Raw genomic sequence first — 19,186 nt, 5'->3', positions numbered from 1 at the left:
TGGTGTTGTCTTCTGGGTCTGGGTGATTCGGGGTTGTGTCGGTTGGTGGTGTTGTGGGCGGGGTGGGTTTTTTGTGTGCGAGGGGGTGGGGGTGGGCGGTCTTCTATTTCGCTTCTCAAGTTGCGTTCAGGTTGTTAATCTCGTTGCACCTCAGGCCCGGTGAGTGTTCTGCGCGCAGGGGGTTCAGATTCGGTCACATAGATGCGCCCTGCTGCCACATTGTGCGGTTCGGCGGCGATTAGGGGCGGCTTATGTGCCTTAGCCGCACCGCTTGAGGGGGATTTATGAAATTAAACCGCTGGTTTTTACCTCCGGTTTTGGCACTAGTATTCGGACTACTGCTCACTGGCACAGTGATGGCAGTTTTAGATCTCGAAGGACCTGTCGGAAGTTCACGAACCATATGGGTGAAAGATCATAAAGAAAACGCTTCTCCTTCTCCTCAGGAAAAAGTCGATGAAGCGCTCGCTGAGTACGCTGTAAAACACGGCGTATCGATCGCTCGAAAACGCAACGATCGTTCTCGCATTTTCCGAAACAGATCTCTCTACATCACTGAATCACCCACCGGACCCCGCGTCCCCCGGACAACATTCCATCCTTCAGTAGAGCAACAAGTAGCAGGACTCCCCAAAGATCCAACTAACGAAGTTAGGGCTTTCTACTATGTCTTCGGGGACGATCATCATGGCCTGATTAATCTTTTTAACTCACACGGATACATAGCACAAGATTTTCCTTCCTCACTTAGCTGGGAACCACTTCTATACGCATTCAGCGGATACGTTGCTCCCAGTGCTTCTCTAATCGTCCTTCTCCTCAGCGTATTGACACTGGGTTTGTCACTACAGTCAGCAAGACCATTCGCGGTTGCCCGGTTACATGGGCACAGCAGGATCAGAATTATCGCAGCCACCATCAGAAGAGGAGCAGCTCCCGGGGTAGCTATTGGCCTTCCGGTAATAACGATAGCTTTGGTAGCCCTTAAACTAATTAATGACTGGAATGAAATTAGTCGTTTCTTTTTGTTAACTACAGGAGTCACCTTAGTTTTACTTATTGTCACCATCATTTCATTATTTGTTGGTGTCAATTTAGCGACATCTCGAAGCATCCGAAACAGCCTTGCGGGACGCACCGACGCTCTTCCTACCCTTACTGCGCTGACTGTCATGAACATTGTTACAGTTAATGACTGCAATTACTGTGCTCATCTCACTGCTTTTACTTTCTTCGAAAATGCAGCGCTTCTCGCAGCAAATATCTGAAAACATGCAGGGAATCACCTACATGACACTTTCGGGATCCACCAACAGCGCAAAAAAATCTGATGAAATTAATCTCATTCTTAGCGAAGAGCTGCGAAAATCTGACATCTACGGGGGTGTTCTACTAGCCCAGGAGATAGAGAGCAGCTCACAACCTCAGGACCTTCCCGGCGGACCCACTTCCATACTGTTAGTGAATTCTACTTACCTAAAAGCATATCCAGAATTGAAATCTACAGTAGGAGAAACTCCGTCAACCGACAATAGAATAAATATCTACATTCCGGAAAATCGCCGACCTTATGAAGAAGCAATTGACAAAGGAGTGAAGGCTTACCTTGAGCTACAAGCCGGAGAGGGGTCTGGAAATCTCGCTCAAATTAGTACGCACGTGATCACCTCTGCCGCTTGGCCGCTAATAAATGACATCTACGGCTTAAATACAAAAACGTCGATAAAAGATCCGGTTGTTGTTCTTTTGTCGGATGGGTTAACACCGGTTTCAAATGTTGATTTAGCTGCCGCGATCACAAAATCGCAACTTGTTTTCACATCGCGCGCAGCAGCAGAAAAAGTTGTCTCTGATGGGAAGCTAACTACATATGTACATTCTCTTGTTAGTTCTGATCAGGCACGCATAGAGGCTCGCGATAAGGCTGCGCAAGATTTAGCGCAGCAAACAGTCACCTTCATCTTGGGAATCATCATCCTGATCATTTCCTCAACAGCACTAGCTGCACTCTGGGTCCAATCCAGACGCCAACGCCTCTTCGCTGAATGGGTAACCGGCCACTCCTGGCTACGCCGCCACAGCATCGCCGTATTTGGCTACACGCTCCTAACCATCGCCACCGTGACCGCATGGAGCATCTTCATCACCCCAAGCACCAGCGAATCACTCCCCCCAGGCGAAGACGACCGACTCGCCCTCCTGGGATGGGCAGGAACGCTCGGATGCGCCATCGCCATCACCGTCTTCATCACATCACTAGCCATCACCACAGCCCGCACCGACCACCGCCAGGAAGGCCACGCATGAACACCACAATCACTTCTGCAGCATCTACGGGTGTGCAGGTAGAAAACGCTTCCAAGGCCTTCGGCGACCACGTGCTCTGGCGTGACCTCAGTTTCACTGTTTCCCCTGGGGAGATGACTGCGCTTCGCGGGTCAAGCGGATCAGGGAAAACTACCCTGCTAAACGCGGTCGGAGGGCTGGAAAAACTCACCACAGGCACCATCACCGTCGCGGGGAAAAACATCTCCCGAGCTAACAGCCGCAACCGCAGGTTGCTGCGCCGTGATGTCCTCGGCTTCGTGTTTCAGGACTACGCCCTCATCGAAAACACCGACGTCATGGGCAACCTCGCCGTGGTCTATGGTGCTTGGTCCGCGCGCCGCCACCGCGACGACATGGAAGAAGCCCTCTTCAAAGTCGGGCTTCCCGGGTTCCTCAAACGCTCCATCCTTGAACTCAGCGGCGGCGAACGTCAACGCGTCGCTCTGGCTCGCCTGTTACTTAAACACCCTTCCGTGGTGCTAGCTGACGAACCAACCGGATCCCTGGACAACGACAACGCACGCGCAGTAGTCGACCTGCTTCGCGGATTAGCCAACGATGGCGCCGCAGTACTCATCGTCACTCACGACGATCGAGTAGCCCAAGACTGCGACAACATCATCAACCTCGACACCATGAAGTAACCACTCCCCCACCACGCCACCCGAAAACAGCAGATGGCTGTGGCGCCCACCCCGCAACTACAGGACTGGGCGCCACAGCCATCTGGCACACGTACTGCTTAGGCGCGTGCCATTACCTTGTCGACGATCATCTCGGCGATAGGCATCGAACTCGTCGCCGCTGGCGAAGGTGCGTTACACACGTGCACCATGCGGTCAGTTTCCATGAACAGGAAGTCCTCGGCCATCGAGCCGTCTTCCATGACTGCCTGAGCCCGAATACCTGCTGGCTCCGGCCCCAAATCCGACACCTGCAGCTCAGGGGCATACTTGGTGACCAGCTTGAGATAGCCCGGTTTGAACGCCGAGTTCTTCATCTCAACCAAACCGGTTTTCAGCACGCTCGGCACCAATTTCCAGAAGCCCTTGTACAGAGCAAAATCCGCGATGTCTTTGGCGTTCATCGACCAGTGCGGGTATCCCTCGCGAGCGAAACCCATCACCGCGTTCGGTCCCACGGTTACCCCACCGTCCATCATCAGGGTCAAATGCACACCCAAGAACGGCAAACCTGGATCAGGCACCGGGTAGATCAACGAATTCACGATCGTGTTCTTGCTCGCGGGCAGTCGGTAATACTCCCCACGGAACGGAACCATGTGGAATGACGGGTTCAGTCCCGCCATCCGCGCCAACCGGTCGGCCTGGATACCGCCACACACAACCAGCTGTTTACCGAACACTCGCTCAACATCCCCAGCAGTGTTCTTGGCGTGCGCGGCAGTAACATCCACACGCACCTCAGAGAACGACTCCGTGATGTCTACAACCTTGGTTCCCAAACGCACCTGACCACCAGCGGCCTCGATGACCTCAGCCATCTTCTGGCACACCTGGGTGTAATCGATGATGCCGGTGTTCGGGCTCCAGATCGCCCCGATACCGTTGATGCGTGGCTCGCGGCGCTTGAGCTCTTGGCCATCGAGCTTCTCTACATCCATGCCGTTGGTGACGGCGCGCTCGTAGAGAGCTTCCATGCGCTCCAGCTCAACCTCGTTGGTGGCCACAATCAGCTTGCCAACATTGCGGTAAGGGATGCCGTGTTCGTCAGCGAATTCGCGGGTACGTTCGGCGCCTTTTTTGCACAGAACAGCTTTCAGCGAGCCCGGCGTGTAGTAGATACCGGCGTGGATGACGCCCGAGTTGTGGCCTGTCTGGTGGAAGGCGACCTGTGATTCCTTCTCGATCACGAGAAGAGATGCCTCAGGTTTACGGTTCAGCAACTCCATAGCCGTGGCCAGGCCGACAATTCCGCCGCCAATAACAACGAAGTCATACACCTTCTGCGCAGTTGTCATTACTGCACCGCCGGTTGCGGGAACGTTGTGTCTTGCTCCCGGCGCAGCTCATCGGCCAGGCGGCCCTGCGGGACGATCACGTCGTTGTAGGAGATTGCTTCATCTTTGGCGATATCGCGGGTGAGTACACACCCGTGTGCCAACCCGACCGGCAAGAGCTTCTCCGCGGCAGTGACATCTGCGCGTTCGCACTCACCGTAGTAGGTGTATCCGCCCAGAGCATCCAGGGTCTCCCCCGCTTTGAGGTCTTTCTTAGCGATGGTGATGACCTCAACCTTGGGTGCTTGGCGCAATGGTTTGATGCAGGCATCGCCGAGCAAGACCGCGCGGGCCAGGGTGTCCGGAACTTCGAAGTGGCACAGGTGGTACGGCGTGTAGAAGCTGTACAGCGGGCCTTCGCCAAGCTTGTAAAGGTTCAGATAATGCTGCTGTTTGGGGTCATCATGTGTCCCCAAAACGTACACGCCTGGGCCTGGTTTCGTTCCGACCACGTAGTCAACTGCGCCGCCAAGCTTTTTGAGCTCGTCAACGTCATACATGCCGGTCAAGTCATCGACGTGGCCGCGGTGGTCGCGCTGCAACAAACCACGCTTGTGAATAGACAGGTCAGCGGCGTTAGCCACGAGGGCTTGCTCAACGGACACTTTGGTGCCGTCAGCGAAGCTGGTCACCATGTGCGGGTCTTGGCCCCACTGACGCGCGAACCCTTCCTGGGTGCTGGGGTTGCGGTACGGGTCCTGCAGGCCCTTGATATTTCCTGCCACTAGCGGGGTCACACCCAAGCCGCGCACAAACCGGATGAGGTTCATTTGCACACCAGGCTGATCACCGTCGGCACCGGTGTACACCAGGCCAGCGTCCTCGAATTTGGCGTTGAGGATGGTGCCGATGGTGGCATCGACCTCAGCGTTCAAAAGCACGAGGTGTTTCTTTGCCGCCAGGGTGGCCATGGCCAGGTGGGCACCGAATTCCACTGATCCGGTCGCATCCAAAACGGCTTCGACGCTGGTGGCGTTGACCATCGCCTCATAGTTGGAGGTGACGGCGGTTCCGCCGGTTGCGGCGAGGGCATCAATTTCTTCAGCAGTCTGAACGATCTTCACCTGATCACCGGATTTACCGGCGAATTCCAGTGCTGCAACACCTTTCTCGGGCGTGCGGGCGTACACCACGGCCACGTCCATGCCAGGTTTGCTGTTGAAGATGTGGTGCATCGCGCCGCGGGCCATGAACCCTGGGCCAGCGATAGCGACCTTGACCGGGTTACCTTCGGCCTCGCGCTGGGCCAGAAGAGTGTCAACAACGATCACTTGACGATCTCCTTTCCGTCCCAGTCCGCCCATGCTTTGTCTTTGTCCGAGATGACCTCAACGGGGATGGGCCATTGCAGTCCGAAAGCAGGGTCGTCGTAGCGCTGACCGCGCTCGTGCTCTGGGGAGTACATGCCCGACACCTGGTAGGTGACTTCGGTGTCGTCGGTGAGGGTGAGGTATCCGTGCGCGCAGTACGGCGGAATCCACAATGCTCGGTGGTTGTCTGCAGACAGTTCGACCATCACGTTCTTACCGAAGGTGGGGCTGTCTTCACGCAGGTCAAGGCAGCAGTCCACGATGGAGCCACGCACACAGCGAACCAGTTTGCCCTCCGCGGCCGGGGCGATCTGGCGGTGCATACCGCGCATAGTGCCCTTCTTGTGGTTCCAGGACATGTTGGCCTGTTTCACATCCGTGGGGATGCCGTGTGCTTGGAACTCCTCCACGCAGAAGGTCCGTGCGAAACCACCACGGTTGTCTTCGAACGCCTTCAGGTCGATGATCCAGCAGCCTTCAACAGCGGTTTGAGTGAATTCCATCAGGCGTCAGCCTTCTTCCAGAACAGCTTCTCGTCGACCTGGCCGGTTTTGAGGAGGTGGTCAATCATCTTCAAACGCGTGTGGCCGCGGCCGTAGAACTTGTCTGCGTCGAGCTGGATCGCTTCGAAAACCGAGTGCAGCTGCTTGGCACCATCGGCGAGGTTCCAGTCGCAGGAGAATCCAAGGGTCTGCTCGATCTTGTCGAAACGGACCTTGTAGGAACGGTTGTCTTGACCGGGCTCGCCGAAGGAAAGCTCGCAGCCGGGGAACTCGTTTGCCACGGTCTCGGCGATCTGGCGCACCGTGTAGTTGTTGTCGTAAGAGCCGACGTTGAACACCTGGGCGTGGACCTTCTCGATCGGAGCGGCCAGCGCCAACCGGATCGCTTTGCAGATGTCCAGGGCGTGGACCATGGGGCGCCAGGGGGTGCCGTCGGAGGTCATTGCGATGTTTTTCTCAACCCAGGCCAGGCCGGCGAGGTTGTTCAGGACGATGTCGAAACGCTGGCGTGGGCTGGCGCCGAAGGCGGTGGCGTTACGCATCGCGGTGGGGTGGAAGTTGTCGTCAGCGAGTTTCCACAGGTCTTGTTCGGTGAGGTATTTGCATTCGCCGTAGGCGGTTTGCGGGTTGACGGCGCTGGTTTCGTCAACGTCTCCTTCGGCCACACCGTAGACGGAGCAGGAGCTCATGTAGACGAATCGCTCGACGCCAGCAGCTTTAGCTGTGGTGGCGACGTGGACTGAGCCTTTGTGGTTGATGTCGAAGGTCAGGGGGCCAACCAGGTCACCGACGGGGTCGTTGGACAGTTCAGCCATCGCGACAACGGCATCGAAACCTTGAAGGTCTTCGACGGTGAGGTCGCGCATGTCTTTCTTGATGGTCATGGGGGTGCGCTGGTGGTCGCTGAACAGCCAGCCCTCTTCATAGAAGCCGGTGTCTAGGCCGACGACCTCGTGCCCGTCTTCCATGAGCAGCGGGGCGAGCAGGTATCCGAGGTAGCCCTCGGTGCCGGTAACGAGAATCTTCATGTCAGTTCCACACCTTCCAGGGCGCGCTGCCAGCGGCCCACTGCTTCTCCAGCTTGTTTTTGTCGTTCAACGTGTCCATGGGGTGCCAGAAACCAGGGTGTTTCCATGCGTTGAGCTGGCCGTTATGGGCGAGGTTGCGTAGGGGTTCTTGTTCCCAGGTGGTGTCGTCGCCGTCGATGTAGTCGATGACGCCGGGTTCGCACACGAAGTAGCCGCCGTTGATCCAGGCGCCGTCGCCATCGGGTTTTTCTTGGAATGTTTCGATGGTGGTTTCGCAGGCTCCCAGGGAGATCGCTCCGAAACGTCCAGGTGGCTGCACCACGGTCATGGTGGCCAGGCGGCCAGATTTCTTGTGGAAGTCGATGGTGGCGGAAATGTCGGTATCGGAGACGCCGTCACCGTAGGTGAAGCAGAATGTTTCGTCGCCGATGTAGTCCTTCACGCGTTTGAGGCGGCCGCCGGTCAAGGAGCTAAGGCCGGTGTCGACAACGGTGACTTTCCAGTCTTCAACGTCGCGTTTGTGCACAACCATTTCGCCGGTGCGCAGGTCAAACGTCATGTCCGAATTGCGTAGCGCGTAGGAGGCGAACCACTCTTTGATGTATTCGGCTTTGTAGCCGCCGCACACGATGAACTCGTTGACGCCGTGGTGGGCGTACTCGTGCATGATGTGCCAGATGATCGGTTTGCCACCGATCTCAACCATTGGTTTGGGCTTGAGCGTGGTCTCTTCGCTCAAGCGAGTTCCCAGGCCACCCGCAAGGATGACTGCCTTCATCGGTTCCCCTCCCGTGAATCGCAAACGCGCCTGCGGCTCTTCGGTCCGCTGACGCAGTGTGAGACGGTCAGGAGGTCTGGCTTTCCGAACGATCCCCCCGGATGGCCCCTTGCATCTGCTGCGCGTGCCTTTGACCAGCACGTGTGTGAGGTCTCTCGGGTCCCGGCGAGGTCGAGGAGGCCCGTTGCAGCTTTTCGTGAAGACCCCCGTCTCACGCCCCGCCGGTAACTATACAGCCGTCCTACTAGGCGGTCAGATGTGGCGGTATCTGAGCTGAATGCCATGCACACAACGCTTCCGATGCACGTGAACGGCAACGAAACCGCTGCAGCACTCCTGCGGCATTGCTGCTGAGCAAGCCCGCAGAAGTGGTGATGTTCACGTCAGCCTTGACACACAGCAGCAGGCAGGCCGCAGCCCCTGTGAGGCAACGGTCTACCTACTGCGGAAGAAACGGTCAGTGACGTGAATAGTTCGGCGCTTCGACCGTCATCTGGATGTCGTGCGGGTGGCTTTCCTTCAACCCTGCCGAGGTAATCCGGACGAACTGGCCGCGTTCTTTCATCTGCGGGATAGAGCGGGCACCGACGTAGAACATTGTTTGCCGCAGACCACCGATGAGCTGGTAAGCGACCGAGGCCAGCGGGCCACGATAAGGAACCTGCCCCTCAATTCCCTCCGGAATGACCTTGTCGTCATCAGAGACATCGCCCTGGAAGTAGCGGTCCTTGCTGTAGGACTTAGCACGGCCACGGGACTGCATAGCACCCAACGACCCCATACCCCGGTAGCTCTTAAACTGCTTACCGTTAATAAACACCAATTCGCCAGGGCTTTCCTCACACCCAGCCAACAGCGAACCCAGCATGACAGTGTCAGCACCAGCAACAATCGCTTTACCGATGTCGCCAGAAAACTGCAGACCACCATCACCAATCACCGGCACACCGGCAGCTTTAGCTGCCAACGAAGCCTCATAAATCGCGGTCACCTGCGGCACGCCAACCCCAGCAACCACGCGTGTTGTACAAATCGACCCCGGCCCCACACCAACCTTGATCGCATCGGCGCCAGCATCAACTAGTGCCTGCGCACCCGCACGCGTGGCAACGTTGCCACCAATCACGTCGACAGCTTTACCTGCGGTTTCTTTCTTCAAACGACGAATCATGTCAGTCACGCCACGCGCGTGACCATTCGCGGTGTCCACCACCAGTGCGTCCACACCTGCATCCACCAGAGCCATCGCACGATCCCAAGAGTCACCCCAGAATCCCACCGCGGCAGCGACCCGAAGACGCCCACCATCATCTTTTGTGGCGTCGGGGTACTTCTCCGTCTTAGTGAAGTCTTTCACCGTCATCAAGCCGCGCAGCTTGCCGGTGTCATCTACCAGCGGCAACTTTTCAATCTTGTGTGCCGCAAGCAGAGCCAAAGCCTCGTCACGATCAACCCCCACTGGCGCAGTAACCAGCGGCATCTTCGTCATGACTTCAGCCACACGACGGCTCGTGTCCATCTCGAAGCGAAGGTCACGGTTGGTGATGATGCCAACCAGCTTCCCATCAGCGTCAACCACGGGCAGGCCAGAAATACGGAACTGGCCACACAGGGCATCCACCTGAGCCAACGTCATCTCCGGTGAAGCCGTCACCGGGTCAGTGATCATGCCGTTCTCGGAACGCTTCACGCGGTCAACCTGTACCGCCTGATCCTCGATGGACAGGTTGCGGTGAATAACACCAATCCCGCCCTGACGAGCCATCGCGATCGCCATCCGCGACTCGGTGACCGTGTCCATCGCCGCACTCGTCAACGGCACCCGCAGCGTGATATTCCGGCTGAAACGCGTAGACGTATCCGCTTCAGAAGGGATCACATCAGTCTCGCCGGGTAGCAGCAGAACGTCATCGAAAGTCAGACCCAAATTCCTGAACGGATCCGTGACGCAAGACTGCTCGAACTCAGAAGTCGAATGAGGCGTGGAACTCATTCCCTAATGGTAGTTCTCACCGTGTCTCTTCGACAGAAGTGGTGCCCTTCCCATCCGTGGAAGACTTCCCCGACTCCGTGACCGGAGCAGACGCCGCCCCCGAAGACTTCTCAGACACAGCACTGGTAGGAGCAGGCACAGAACTCTGCTCATGCGATGACGTTGTACCCGAAGGCACCACCCCACCTGGAGTCGTCACCGAACTCGAATCCTTCGGCGGGGCAGAAGGAGTAGCAGTAGGTGCACTACTAGTCGGCTTCGGGTCCGGACGATCACTGGACGTAGGCGCAGGCTCCTTAGTCGGGCCCGGTTTGCCCTTACCGCTATCCGACGGCACCCCAGGACGGCTAGCCGAACCATCCTCAGGACGCGAAGGAACCAACGGAACAGAAGTCGGACCCACACCCTCATCACCAGGCTGAGCTGGAGAAATCACACTGCCCGAACCAGTGGGATCCCCCATCGTCACCCCCGGAATGCCTGGCATACCCACCGAAGGAACAACCAGCAACGGCCGCCCCGGCATAGGCGAAATAGACAACGAACCCGCACTAGGCACAGAAATCACCGGTGAAGAACCATCAGGAACAGTCACCGCATCCCCCGAACCAGGCAGCATGCTCCGCACTGCCTGACGCACCACACCCAAAGGCCCAGCAGAACCCTGCGTAGGAACATTCAACGCTACCGCTGCCATCCCCCCAGACAGCGTCACAACAACAGCCCCAGCTACTGCAACTACACGTGTGGCCCGCAACGACCGCGGCTTGGGCAACAGCCGCTCGCCACACCACGCAGGTGGCGTGCCCGCCATCTCGTCTGCGTCTTCGTCAATCTCCCTCGTCCAGGCCCCCAACAAAGCTTCCAGACCCTCATCAGAGGCACACTCACGATTTGCGAGACGATCCAAAAACTCATCATCAGCTCGAACCTGTTCCAGGTCGAGACTTTCTCCCCCGGCTATCACTGTTCCTCCTCGAACTGCGCCGCATACAGCTCCCGCAAACGACTCATCGCCCGGTGCTGCGCGACCCTGACCGCTCCCGCGGTCTTCCCCAAAGATCTCGCCGTTTCTTCGGCAGACAACCCCATAGCGATACGCAGGTGAAGAATCTCCTGGTCCGCTGGTTTGAGCTTACTGATCAGCGCCCCCGCCTCCTGGGCATCAATGCCCGTGACAACCGTTTCCTCCGGCCCTGGAACCAAATCTTCCCGGTCCGGGAACTCATCCGTCGGAACCGGCTGCCGCATAGAGACACGCTGAACATCCGCCACTTTGCGTGAACAGATGGAATACATGAACGCCTCAAAAGGCACGCCGCGGTGATCGTACTTCTCCAACGACATAAGAACCGCCACGCACACCTCCTGAGCAACATCCTCAGAAGCACTGGCTGCCCGAGGAAAACGACCGAGCCGTGCACGCGCATACCGGAACGAGCGCTCCCGCACAATCCGCATTAACTCGTTCCGCGAAATGGAATCCGCCCCACTCTTCGCAGCGAGCGCCAACTCAGTCAGGCGAGAAACCTCGCCCGTTGATCCCATCGCGGCAGCACCCCAGGGCGTTACTGCCCGGGAAGCATCTGCCTCGGAATTTTTCTTCCGAGCTCCGCGAAAAGGAATGGTCACTAAGCCTGCTCCTGACGATCGAGACCCACCGCCACTGGCACGACGGACAAGCCGGAAGGTCACACCAACACCCCCAAGACAGTGCAACACCCACTCAAAAGAATATCGGACGCGCCGAACAGGTCCACAACACAGCGCACACCACCCACAGCTTCAAGCAAACCTAATTCGCACCCGACACAACTGAATTACCCAGCCCAAATCCAGCCTCCTGCCGAATAATGATTTGAGGCATCAAACTCAAAAGCGACCCACACACACGACCACATACCCACAGCGTTCGCCCCAGGCGTCACCACCTCACGAAGGAACGTCCGCCTCACCCCCACAGACTCACACCAGAACGCACAAGGAAAACCAATGACCAACGCGACCCGCCTACCCGGCCCCATCGCCGACATATGGGACTGGCAACTGCACGCCGCATGCCGCGACGCCGACCCCGCCATCTTTTTCCACCCCGAAGGCGAACGCGGCTCAGCCCGCCGTAACCGGGACCACGCAGCCCAAAAAATCTGCGCCTCCTGCCCTGTACAACCCCAATGCCGCGAACACGCCCTCGACGTCAACGAGCCCTACGGCGTCTGGGGAGGACTCACCGAAACCCAACGCGAAGAACACAGCAACACTGCCCGCCGCAGCCGCGCCAGCTAAAACCACACCCACCGAGGGCGGTCCCGCACACCCAGCGAGACCGCCCTCCTTTCATGCCCACACACCACAATGAACCCAATACCCAAACCTCACCTTGCCCAAGGAACATCAATGAACACTTGGACCCAGACCATGAGCGCCGGGCCACTACTTGGCATCGCAGCCGCAGCCATCACCGTCATCCTCATCCTCGTCATAGGATTCCGCCTCCACGCATTCCTCACCCTCATCCTCGTCAGCCTCCTCACCGCCTTCGCCACCGGCATACCCACCAGCCACATCATCCCCACCCTGACCGAAAGCTTCTCCAAAACACTCGGCTCCGTTGCCCTTCTCGTCGGCCTGGGCGCCATGCTCGGCAAACTCGTCGAACACTCCGGCGGCGCCCACATCCTCGCCGAACGACTCGTCCACCTCTTCGGCGAAAAACACGCCCCCACCGCCCTGGGCATCGCCTCACTCCTCATGGGCTTCCCCATGTTCTTCGACGCTGGCCTCATCGTCATGCTGCCAGTCATCTTCGCCATCGCCACCCAGCTTCAGCGCCCCATCCTCCACTACGCCATCCCCGCCATCGCTGCCTTCTCCGTCATGCACGTCTTCGTCCCACCCCACCCAGGTCCAGTTACCGCATCCGAAACCTACGGGGCCGACCTGGGCCTACTCCTCGCCTTGGGACTACTCGTAGCAATCCCCACCTGGTACATCTCCGGAATCATCTGGGGACGCATCTGCTCCCACACCTACCCCTTCCCCGCACCCACCACCCTTTTCGGCGACACAACCAACACCTCCATCACCAACCCACCCCGAGTCCGCACTGTCCTGTTCGTTCTGCTGCTGCCAATGCTGCTCATCTTCATGAACACCGGACTGGACTATCTACGCGCAGCAGGATTCGTTGACAAAAAAACAGCCTGGTACCCCACCCTCACCACACTGGGCTCCTCCCCCATCGCACTGCTCATCTCCGTACTGACCGCACTGATCCTGCTAGGCCACCGCCGCGGCAACGACGGCACCGCCCTAGAAAAACTCCTCGACTCAGCACTAGGACCTATCTGCTCAGTCGTCCTCATCACCGGTGCAGGCGGAATGTTCGGTGGCGTCCTACGCGAATCGGGAATCGGAGCCGCCTTGTCCCAATCCCTAACCAACCTCGGCCTACCCCTCATCATCGCGGCATACCTCATCTCCGTAGCCATGCGCATCGCCCAAGGATCAGCAACCGTCGCCCTCATCACTACCGCCGGACTCTTGGCTCCGTCTGTTGCCGCAGCGGGCTACAGCCCCGGAGAAGTTGTCGCCATCGCTCTAGCCACAGCCAGCGGATCCGTTTTCGGTAGCCACGTCAACGACTCCGGATTCTGGCTCGTTGGGCGACTGCTGAACATGGACGTTGCAACAACACTGCGCACCTGGACCCTGCAACAAACCATCCAATCAGTCGTTGGGTTCGTCCTTGCGAGCGCTGTGTTCCTCGTGCTTTAGGTGCACAACTACAACAAGGGCGGCCCCGCACCATCACTGGTGCGGGGCCGCCCCTTTTTTAACGAATTAGCCAGCTTCGCAGCCAGCTGTTCACGTCACTCAGTGGCCGTGACCATGGCCGTGGGTCTCGGGCTCTTCTTCCTTCTTCTCCACCACGAGCGTGTCGGTGGTAAGAACCATGGAAGCAATCGATGCGGCGTTACGCAGCGCCGAGCGGGAAACCTTCACCGGGTCGATGATGCCGTTGCCGATGAGCTCGCCGTACTCGCCCGTCGCAGCGTTCAGGCCCTGGCCGAGCGGAAGCTCGGAGACCTTCGCCACAGCGACGTAGCCCTGCAGGCCTGCGTTCTCAGCGATCCAGCGCAGCGGCTCAGCCGTGGCCTTCTTCACGATGTTCGCGCCGGTGGCCTCGTCACCGCTCAGACCCAGCTCATCGATGGCAACAGAAGCGTGCAGCAGAGCCGTGCCACCACCGGCGACAATGCCCTCCTCGATCGCAGCGCGAGTTGCGGCGATCGCGTCTTCGATGCGGTGCTTTTTTTCCTTCATCTCCACCTCGGTGTACGCACCGACGCGGATCACGCAGACGCCACCAGCAAGCTTGGCCAGGCGCTCCTGCAGCTTCTCGCGGTCCCAGTCAGAGTCCGTGTGCTCGATTTCGCCCTTGATCTGAGCAACGCGAGCGTCGACCTCGTCCTGTGCGCCGCCACCATCAACGATGGTGGTGTTGTCCTTGGTGGAAACGACGCGGCGAGCAGTACCGAGCATGTCCAACTCAGCCTGGTCCAAACGCAGACCAACCTCTTCGCTGATGACCGTCGCGCCCGTCAAGGTAGCGATGTCCTGCAGCATGGCCTTACGACGGTCACCGAAGCCGGGGGCCTTAACCGCAATGACCTTCAGGATCTCACGCATGCGGTTAACAACCAGCGTGGACAGGGCTTCGCCCTCAACGTCCTCGGCGATGATGAGCAGCGGCTTCTTGGACTGGGCGATCTTCTCCAGAACCGGAAGCAAATCCTGCACCGAAGAGATCTTGCCGCTGTTAACCAACACGTAGGCGTCCTCCAGGACGGCCTCCATGTTTTCGGTGTCCGTCACGAAGTACGGGGAGAGGTAGCCCTTGTCGAACTGCATACCTTCGGTGAACTCAAGGCCCGTGGAAGAAGTCTGCGACTCCTCCACCGTGATCACGCCGTCTTTACCGACCTTGTCGAAAGCTTCACCGATCAGGCCACCGATCTCGGTGTCCTGAGCAGACAAGGATGCAACCTGAGCAACCTCGTCCTTACCGGCAACCTCACGGGCGTTGGAGAGCAGGCGGTCGTTCACCGCTGCCACAGCCTTGTCCATACCGCGCTTCAACGCAGCCGGGCCAGCGCCGGCAGCCACGTTACGCAGGCCCTCGTTCACCATCGCCTGCGCCAAAACCGTTGCGGTCGTGGTGCCATCACCAGCGATGTCGTTCGTCTTGGTGGCGACCTCTTTGGCCAGCTGAGCACCGAGGTTCTCGTACGAGTCCTCCAGCTCAATCTCGCGAGCGATCGTCACACCGTCGTTCGTGATCGTGGGAGCGCCCCAGGACTTGTCCAGAACCACGTTGCGGCCCTTGGGGCCCAACGTGACCTTGACCGTGTCCGCAAGAGCGTTCACACCCCGCTCCAACGCCTTACGCGCGGAGTCACTGAATTCAAGAGTCTTAGCCATGAGAATCCTTACCTTTGCGCTGCTACGACGAGATACCCCGCCCCCACACAGGGAAGCGGATAGCGATCACGACGCGAGCCTCGATGGGCCCGCGCCGTGCTCGGAACTGCGCTGGATCAGGCGACGACGGCCAGAATGTCGCGGGCCGACAGGATCAAGTACTCCTCGCCACCAACCTTGATCTCGGTGCCGCCGTACTTGCTGTAGATGACCTTGTCACCGACCTTGACGTCGAGGGGAAGACGAGCGTCACCCTTCTCGTTCCAACGGCCCGGGCCCACAGCCAGGACCTCGCCCTCCTGGGGCTTTTCTTTAGCGGTGTCCGGAATAACCAGGCCGGAAGCCGTGGTCTGCTCCGCCTCGCTGGACTTGACGACGATGCGGTCTTCGAGCGGCTTAAGAGAAACCGACATGTTCTCGACCTTCCGATCGGGCCCACACCCAGTGCGGGCAAGTTCGATGATTGTCGGAGGCCGGGTGCGCGAACGCCGTCGCGGGGGTCGAACTCGCAAGCCCCGGTCGCCGTACCCGCGTATGCATGCCAACCCGCGAGCTGCTCCGGACCGCCACCGGCGAACCTCACACACCCTCGCAAAGCTGGCACTTGAACATCACGAGTGCTAACTCTGAATTTAGGCCTGGTCTGGCACTCGGTCAACTCGAGTGCCAGAAATAATTCCCCACACCCAACCCGACGTGCATAAATCGCCCAACCCAACACAACACGAGAAGATGAGCACATGGACCTCGCCACAGTGCACCAACTCGCCTCACCCCAAGGATGGAGCCTGCTGGCCGCCCTCCCCCCATACGACGAAACCCACGCCGCCGCACTCAACACCGAACTACGCAACGCCGGCTACCCCGCCGACCTCATCGCCGCCGCACTCACCCAATCCCGCCTACGCGCCAAAGCAGCCGACAAATTCGGCGAATTCGCCGACGGCATGCTCTTCACCCCCGACGCACTCGAACAAGCCACTCGCCTAGAAATCGCCGCACACCACGCACACCGCTACGTACGCGCCAATATCCACCACATCCACGACCTCGGCTGCGGCATCGGCTCCGACGCTATGACCTTCGCCAGCCTGGGCATCGCCGTCACCGCCATCGACGCCGACCCCGCCACCGCAGCCCTAGCCGCCCTCAACCTGCGTCACTTCCCCCACGCCGAAGCACACACAGGACTAGCCGAAGACACTCCCCTCCCCACTGACACCACCCACACCGGCATTTGGCTCGACCCAGCCCGCCGCGACACCACCCACGCCACCTCCACAGGCAAGGCCACCCGCCTACACAACCTCGACACCATCAGCCCACCATGGTCCTTCGTCGAGTCCGTCGCCACCCAGATCCCCGCCACCGGCGCCAAACTCTCCCCCGCATTCCCCCGCAACCGCATCCCCGACCAAACCCAAGCCGAATGGACCTCCCTGCACGGCGACGTCCTCGAATGCGCCATCTGGTGGGGCCCCTTGGCCGAACAGCCCGGCCGAACCGCCACCATCTTGGGCAACCACCCACCCATCCACATCCATCAAAACGACACACCCACCACCCACCCCTACGCCGCCACACTCCCCAGCGAAGGAACCCACCTCTACGAACCCGATAAAGCCATCATTGCCGCCGACCTCACCGGCGCCCTTACCGCCGCCGTCGACGGAACCGAACTAGCCCCTCACGTCGGCTACGTCACCTCGCCTACCCGCACCGAACTGCCCTGGGCCACCCGATACACCGTCATCGCTGCCATGAAACCCAACCCCAAACGCGTCCGAGCCTGGCTACGCGAACGCGGCAGCGGACGACTCACCCTTAAACGACGCGGAGGACGCATCGCTCCCGAAACATTCCGCCGCGAACTCAAACTCGATGGGAATGGCCCCGAAACCATCGGCATTTTGACCAGTGTCGCGGACTGCCCAGCTTTCCTTATCGTCGAACGCGACTGAACCACCACTGAGTGACAAACCCCGGCAGGGGACAAACAGGCAAAACAAAACCAGGTGGCCGCTGACCTCTTCACGAGACGAGCGGCCACCTGGTTGGACCAAAGCAGCCCCTACTCCTTGTAGGCACGCCCTTCCAGATCCTTAAGAGTGGCCAGAGGAAGCTCAGCAAGACGACCCAACACAACCGCCTTCTCTTCATCAAGCGTGTGCTGCGCAGCCGGAGCAGGCGTGCCTTCGGGCTTGCTCGCCTCCTTCCTACCCATTCCCTTAGGAACAGTCATCACAATCGCGATGATCGCAAGGAGCAAGAAGACCAGGTTGACTCCCAGCGCGATCATGCCCGCCTGGCGCAGCCCAATGTTGTCCACACGGCCCTGCATGTGAAGCACATTGCCAACAATGTCCGCAGGCACGCTGGCCATAGCGGTGAAAACTGCCAAAGAAATTGCCGCGCCGATAGCGCCACCGAGGCTAGAGGCCATCTTGTAAATACCAGCACCCGAACCGGCCTGCGCAGCAGGAAGGTTAGACAAAGCAGCGTCAGTCGAAGGCGTGGCATAAAACGCCAGACCAAAACCGAAGAGGCAGTAAGCGATGATCGCCATAACTACGTACTGGCCGATGAGCAGGTGCGTCATCATGAGCAACAGGCAGGCCGTGATGACGATGAGGGTGCCCCACAGCATCGGTTTACGAGGTCCGAAACGCTGCAGCAGCTTTTCACCAACGCGGATGAACGCAATGATGAACACGGCATAACCAATTGTCAGCAGGCCAGCATCCCATGCGGTGTAAGCAGACCCATCAGCTTTGCGACCAGCAAGCTGAATGAGCTGCTGGCTGACGATGAGCATGCCGATCGTGGCATTAAGCAAGAAGTTACTGAGCGTGGCACCGGTGAAAGTGGTGTTTTTGAAGAGCGTGAAATCAATAAACGGATTGGCTTTGCCACGCTCAACAAAGACGAATGTGCCCCACGCCAAGACAGCAAGAACCGCAAGTCCCAAAACAGTCGGGCTGCCCCAACCGAGCTTCTTACCGAAGAGCAGCACGATCATGAGAGACAAAGTGCCGACAATGAACAAGATGAGGCCGACGATGTCGAAGGCCGCACGACGGCCAGTGCTGGCAACCTTGTTTTCGGGAGTTCCCCAGATCATCACAAAGGCGATCACCGAGATGACGATGGAGGCAGCGAAAATGCCCCTCCAACCGACGTACTGAACAACGAAGCCACCAAAGAGAGCAGCAAGTCCAGAACCGCCCCAGCTACCGATAGACCACATCGATACTGCACGTTGACGGGCCGGGCCATCCCAGTAGGACTTCACCAACGCCATGGACGCTGGCATGATGCAGGCCGCCGAGAAACCCTGGATAGCGCGGCCGGTGAGCAGCAACGGCAGAGCCAACGGGCCAGAAGAGAACAGCAACAGCGCGGATCCGATAATGCCCGCGATGATTCCGACCTGGGTGATCTTGACACGACCAACTTTGTCAGCTGTGCCACCCATGAGCACGATAAACAGACCTGAGAACAGCGCGGTAATGCTCACAGCTAAGTTCATCGACGATGCGTCGACGTACTGTTTTCCGCCAGCGTTGACATCAGCCATGATGGCTGGCGCGACGGTGCCAGCTGTTCCAGCGAACAACCAGAACGTGATGACAGCAAGCACGATGCCCCAAAGGAGCTTTTCCGTGCCTTGGTAACCCACGGGTGGGGTGGTGTCAGTGGCATTCATGTGGGGGACCTTCTTTCTCAGACGCCGCGGGGAAAG

The 19,186-nt window shown here is 58.8% G+C and carries 17 protein-coding genes; 6 read left to right on the top strand and 11 right to left on the bottom strand.

The window, feature by feature from the left end; translation table 11 throughout:
- Positions 1 to 284: 284 nt before the first annotated feature.
- From CKV89_RS11690 to CKV89_RS03490, 3 genes are read left to right on the top strand one after another with little or no spacing between them, the layout of a single operon-like run.
- The gene (locus CKV89_RS11690) at positions 285 to 1,268 is read left to right on the top strand and encodes a hypothetical protein (protein ID WP_154657684.1); all 984 of its coding nucleotides are present in this window, start codon (positions 285 to 287) and stop codon (positions 1,266 to 1,268) included.
- Positions 1,192 to 2,307, top strand: coding sequence for a hypothetical protein (locus CKV89_RS11685; RefSeq protein WP_161626194.1), 1,116 nt, complete (start codon positions 1,192 to 1,194; stop codon positions 2,305 to 2,307). The genes CKV89_RS11690 and CKV89_RS11685 overlap by 77 nt, the downstream gene beginning before the upstream one ends.
- Complete coding sequence (locus CKV89_RS03490; protein ID WP_051277656.1) at positions 2,304 to 2,972, top strand: ABC transporter ATP-binding protein; 669 nt, start codon at positions 2,304 to 2,306, stop codon at positions 2,970 to 2,972. Before CKV89_RS11685 ends, CKV89_RS03490 begins: the two co-directional genes overlap by 4 nt.
- A 98-nt stretch (positions 2,973 to 3,070) precedes the next feature.
- Here the strand turns inward: CKV89_RS03490 and lhgO are convergent, their stop codons facing one another.
- The 8 genes from lhgO to CKV89_RS03445 all read right to left on the bottom strand — a co-directional run bounded on the left by lhgO (position 3,071) and on the right by CKV89_RS03445 (position 11,592).
- Positions 3,071 to 4,309: an L-2-hydroxyglutarate oxidase gene (lhgO, locus tag CKV89_RS03485; protein WP_028327614.1), complete on the bottom strand. Its 1,239-nt coding sequence runs from the start codon at positions 4,307 to 4,309 to the stop codon at positions 3,071 to 3,073.
- Complete coding sequence (locus CKV89_RS03480) at positions 4,309 to 5,619, bottom strand: NAD(P)H-dependent oxidoreductase (RefSeq protein ID WP_028327613.1); 1,311 nt, start codon at positions 5,617 to 5,619, stop codon at positions 4,309 to 4,311. Before CKV89_RS03480 ends, lhgO begins: the two co-directional genes overlap by 1 nt.
- Positions 5,616 to 6,161 (bottom strand): dTDP-4-dehydrorhamnose 3,5-epimerase, encoded by a 546-nt coding sequence (gene rfbC / locus CKV89_RS03475; RefSeq protein WP_028327612.1) that lies wholly within the window; start codon positions 6,159 to 6,161, stop codon positions 5,616 to 5,618. The genes CKV89_RS03480 and rfbC overlap by 4 nt, the downstream gene beginning before the upstream one ends.
- Positions 6,161 to 7,189, bottom strand: a complete 1,029-nt coding sequence (locus CKV89_RS03470; RefSeq protein WP_028327611.1) for an NAD-dependent epimerase/dehydratase family protein — start codon at positions 7,187 to 7,189, stop codon at positions 6,161 to 6,163. The genes rfbC and CKV89_RS03470 overlap by 1 nt, the downstream gene beginning before the upstream one ends.
- 1 nt (position 7,190) lies before the next feature.
- Complete coding sequence (gene rfbF, locus CKV89_RS03465; RefSeq protein WP_028327610.1) at positions 7,191 to 7,967, bottom strand: glucose-1-phosphate cytidylyltransferase; 777 nt, start codon at positions 7,965 to 7,967, stop codon at positions 7,191 to 7,193.
- A 457-nt stretch (positions 7,968 to 8,424) separates the two neighbouring features.
- The gene (guaB, locus tag CKV89_RS03460; protein ID WP_028327609.1) at positions 8,425 to 9,960 is read right to left on the bottom strand and encodes an IMP dehydrogenase; all 1,536 of its coding nucleotides are present in this window, start codon (positions 9,958 to 9,960) and stop codon (positions 8,425 to 8,427) included.
- A 16-nt stretch (positions 9,961 to 9,976) separates the two neighbouring features.
- Positions 9,977 to 10,927: a hypothetical protein gene (locus CKV89_RS11680; RefSeq protein WP_154657682.1), complete on the bottom strand. Its 951-nt coding sequence runs from the start codon at positions 10,925 to 10,927 to the stop codon at positions 9,977 to 9,979.
- Positions 10,924 to 11,592 carry a sigma-70 family RNA polymerase sigma factor gene (locus CKV89_RS03445; protein WP_028327606.1) on the bottom strand — a complete coding sequence of 223 codons (669 nt, stop codon included), beginning with the start codon at positions 11,590 to 11,592 and terminating at the stop codon, positions 10,924 to 10,926. Before CKV89_RS03445 ends, CKV89_RS11680 begins: the two co-directional genes overlap by 4 nt.
- A gap of 360 nt (positions 11,593 to 11,952) precedes the next feature.
- Between CKV89_RS03445 and CKV89_RS03440 the strand changes: the two genes are divergently transcribed.
- Positions 11,953 to 12,246 carry a WhiB family transcriptional regulator gene (locus tag CKV89_RS03440; protein ID WP_028327605.1) on the top strand — a complete coding sequence of 98 codons (294 nt, stop codon included), beginning with the start codon at positions 11,953 to 11,955 and terminating at the stop codon, positions 12,244 to 12,246.
- Between the two features lie 111 nt (positions 12,247 to 12,357).
- Positions 12,358 to 13,737: a GntP family permease gene (locus tag CKV89_RS03435; protein WP_028327604.1), complete on the top strand. Its 1,380-nt coding sequence runs from the start codon at positions 12,358 to 12,360 to the stop codon at positions 13,735 to 13,737.
- Between the two features lie 99 nt (positions 13,738 to 13,836).
- On the opposite strand, the gene groL is transcribed toward CKV89_RS03435, so the two are convergent.
- The gene (groL, locus tag CKV89_RS03430) at positions 13,837 to 15,444 is read right to left on the bottom strand and encodes a chaperonin GroEL (RefSeq protein ID WP_028327603.1); all 1,608 of its coding nucleotides are present in this window, start codon (positions 15,442 to 15,444) and stop codon (positions 13,837 to 13,839) included.
- A gap of 116 nt (positions 15,445 to 15,560) precedes the next feature.
- Entirely contained in the window at positions 15,561 to 15,857 is a 297-nt protein-coding gene (groES, locus tag CKV89_RS03425) for a co-chaperone GroES (protein WP_028327602.1), read from the bottom strand.
- A 327-nt stretch (positions 15,858 to 16,184) separates the two neighbouring features.
- Here groES and CKV89_RS03420 point away from each other — a divergent pair, with 327 nt between their 5' ends.
- A complete protein-coding gene (locus tag CKV89_RS03420; RefSeq protein WP_028327601.1) occupies positions 16,185 to 17,405 on the top strand; it encodes a THUMP-like domain-containing protein in 1,221 nt (406 codons plus the stop codon).
- A gap of 110 nt (positions 17,406 to 17,515) precedes the next feature.
- On the opposite strand, the gene CKV89_RS03415 is transcribed toward CKV89_RS03420, so the two are convergent.
- Positions 17,516 to 19,150, bottom strand: a complete 1,635-nt coding sequence (locus tag CKV89_RS03415; RefSeq protein WP_034401339.1) for an MFS transporter — start codon at positions 19,148 to 19,150, stop codon at positions 17,516 to 17,518.
- Between the last annotated feature and the right edge of the window lie 36 nt (positions 19,151 to 19,186).

Source organism: Dermatophilus congolensis, assembly GCF_900187045.1.
GTDB lineage: Bacteria > Actinomycetota > Actinomycetes > Actinomycetales > Dermatophilaceae > Dermatophilus > Dermatophilus congolensis.
This window is presented reverse-complemented; position numbering and strand designations above follow the sequence as displayed.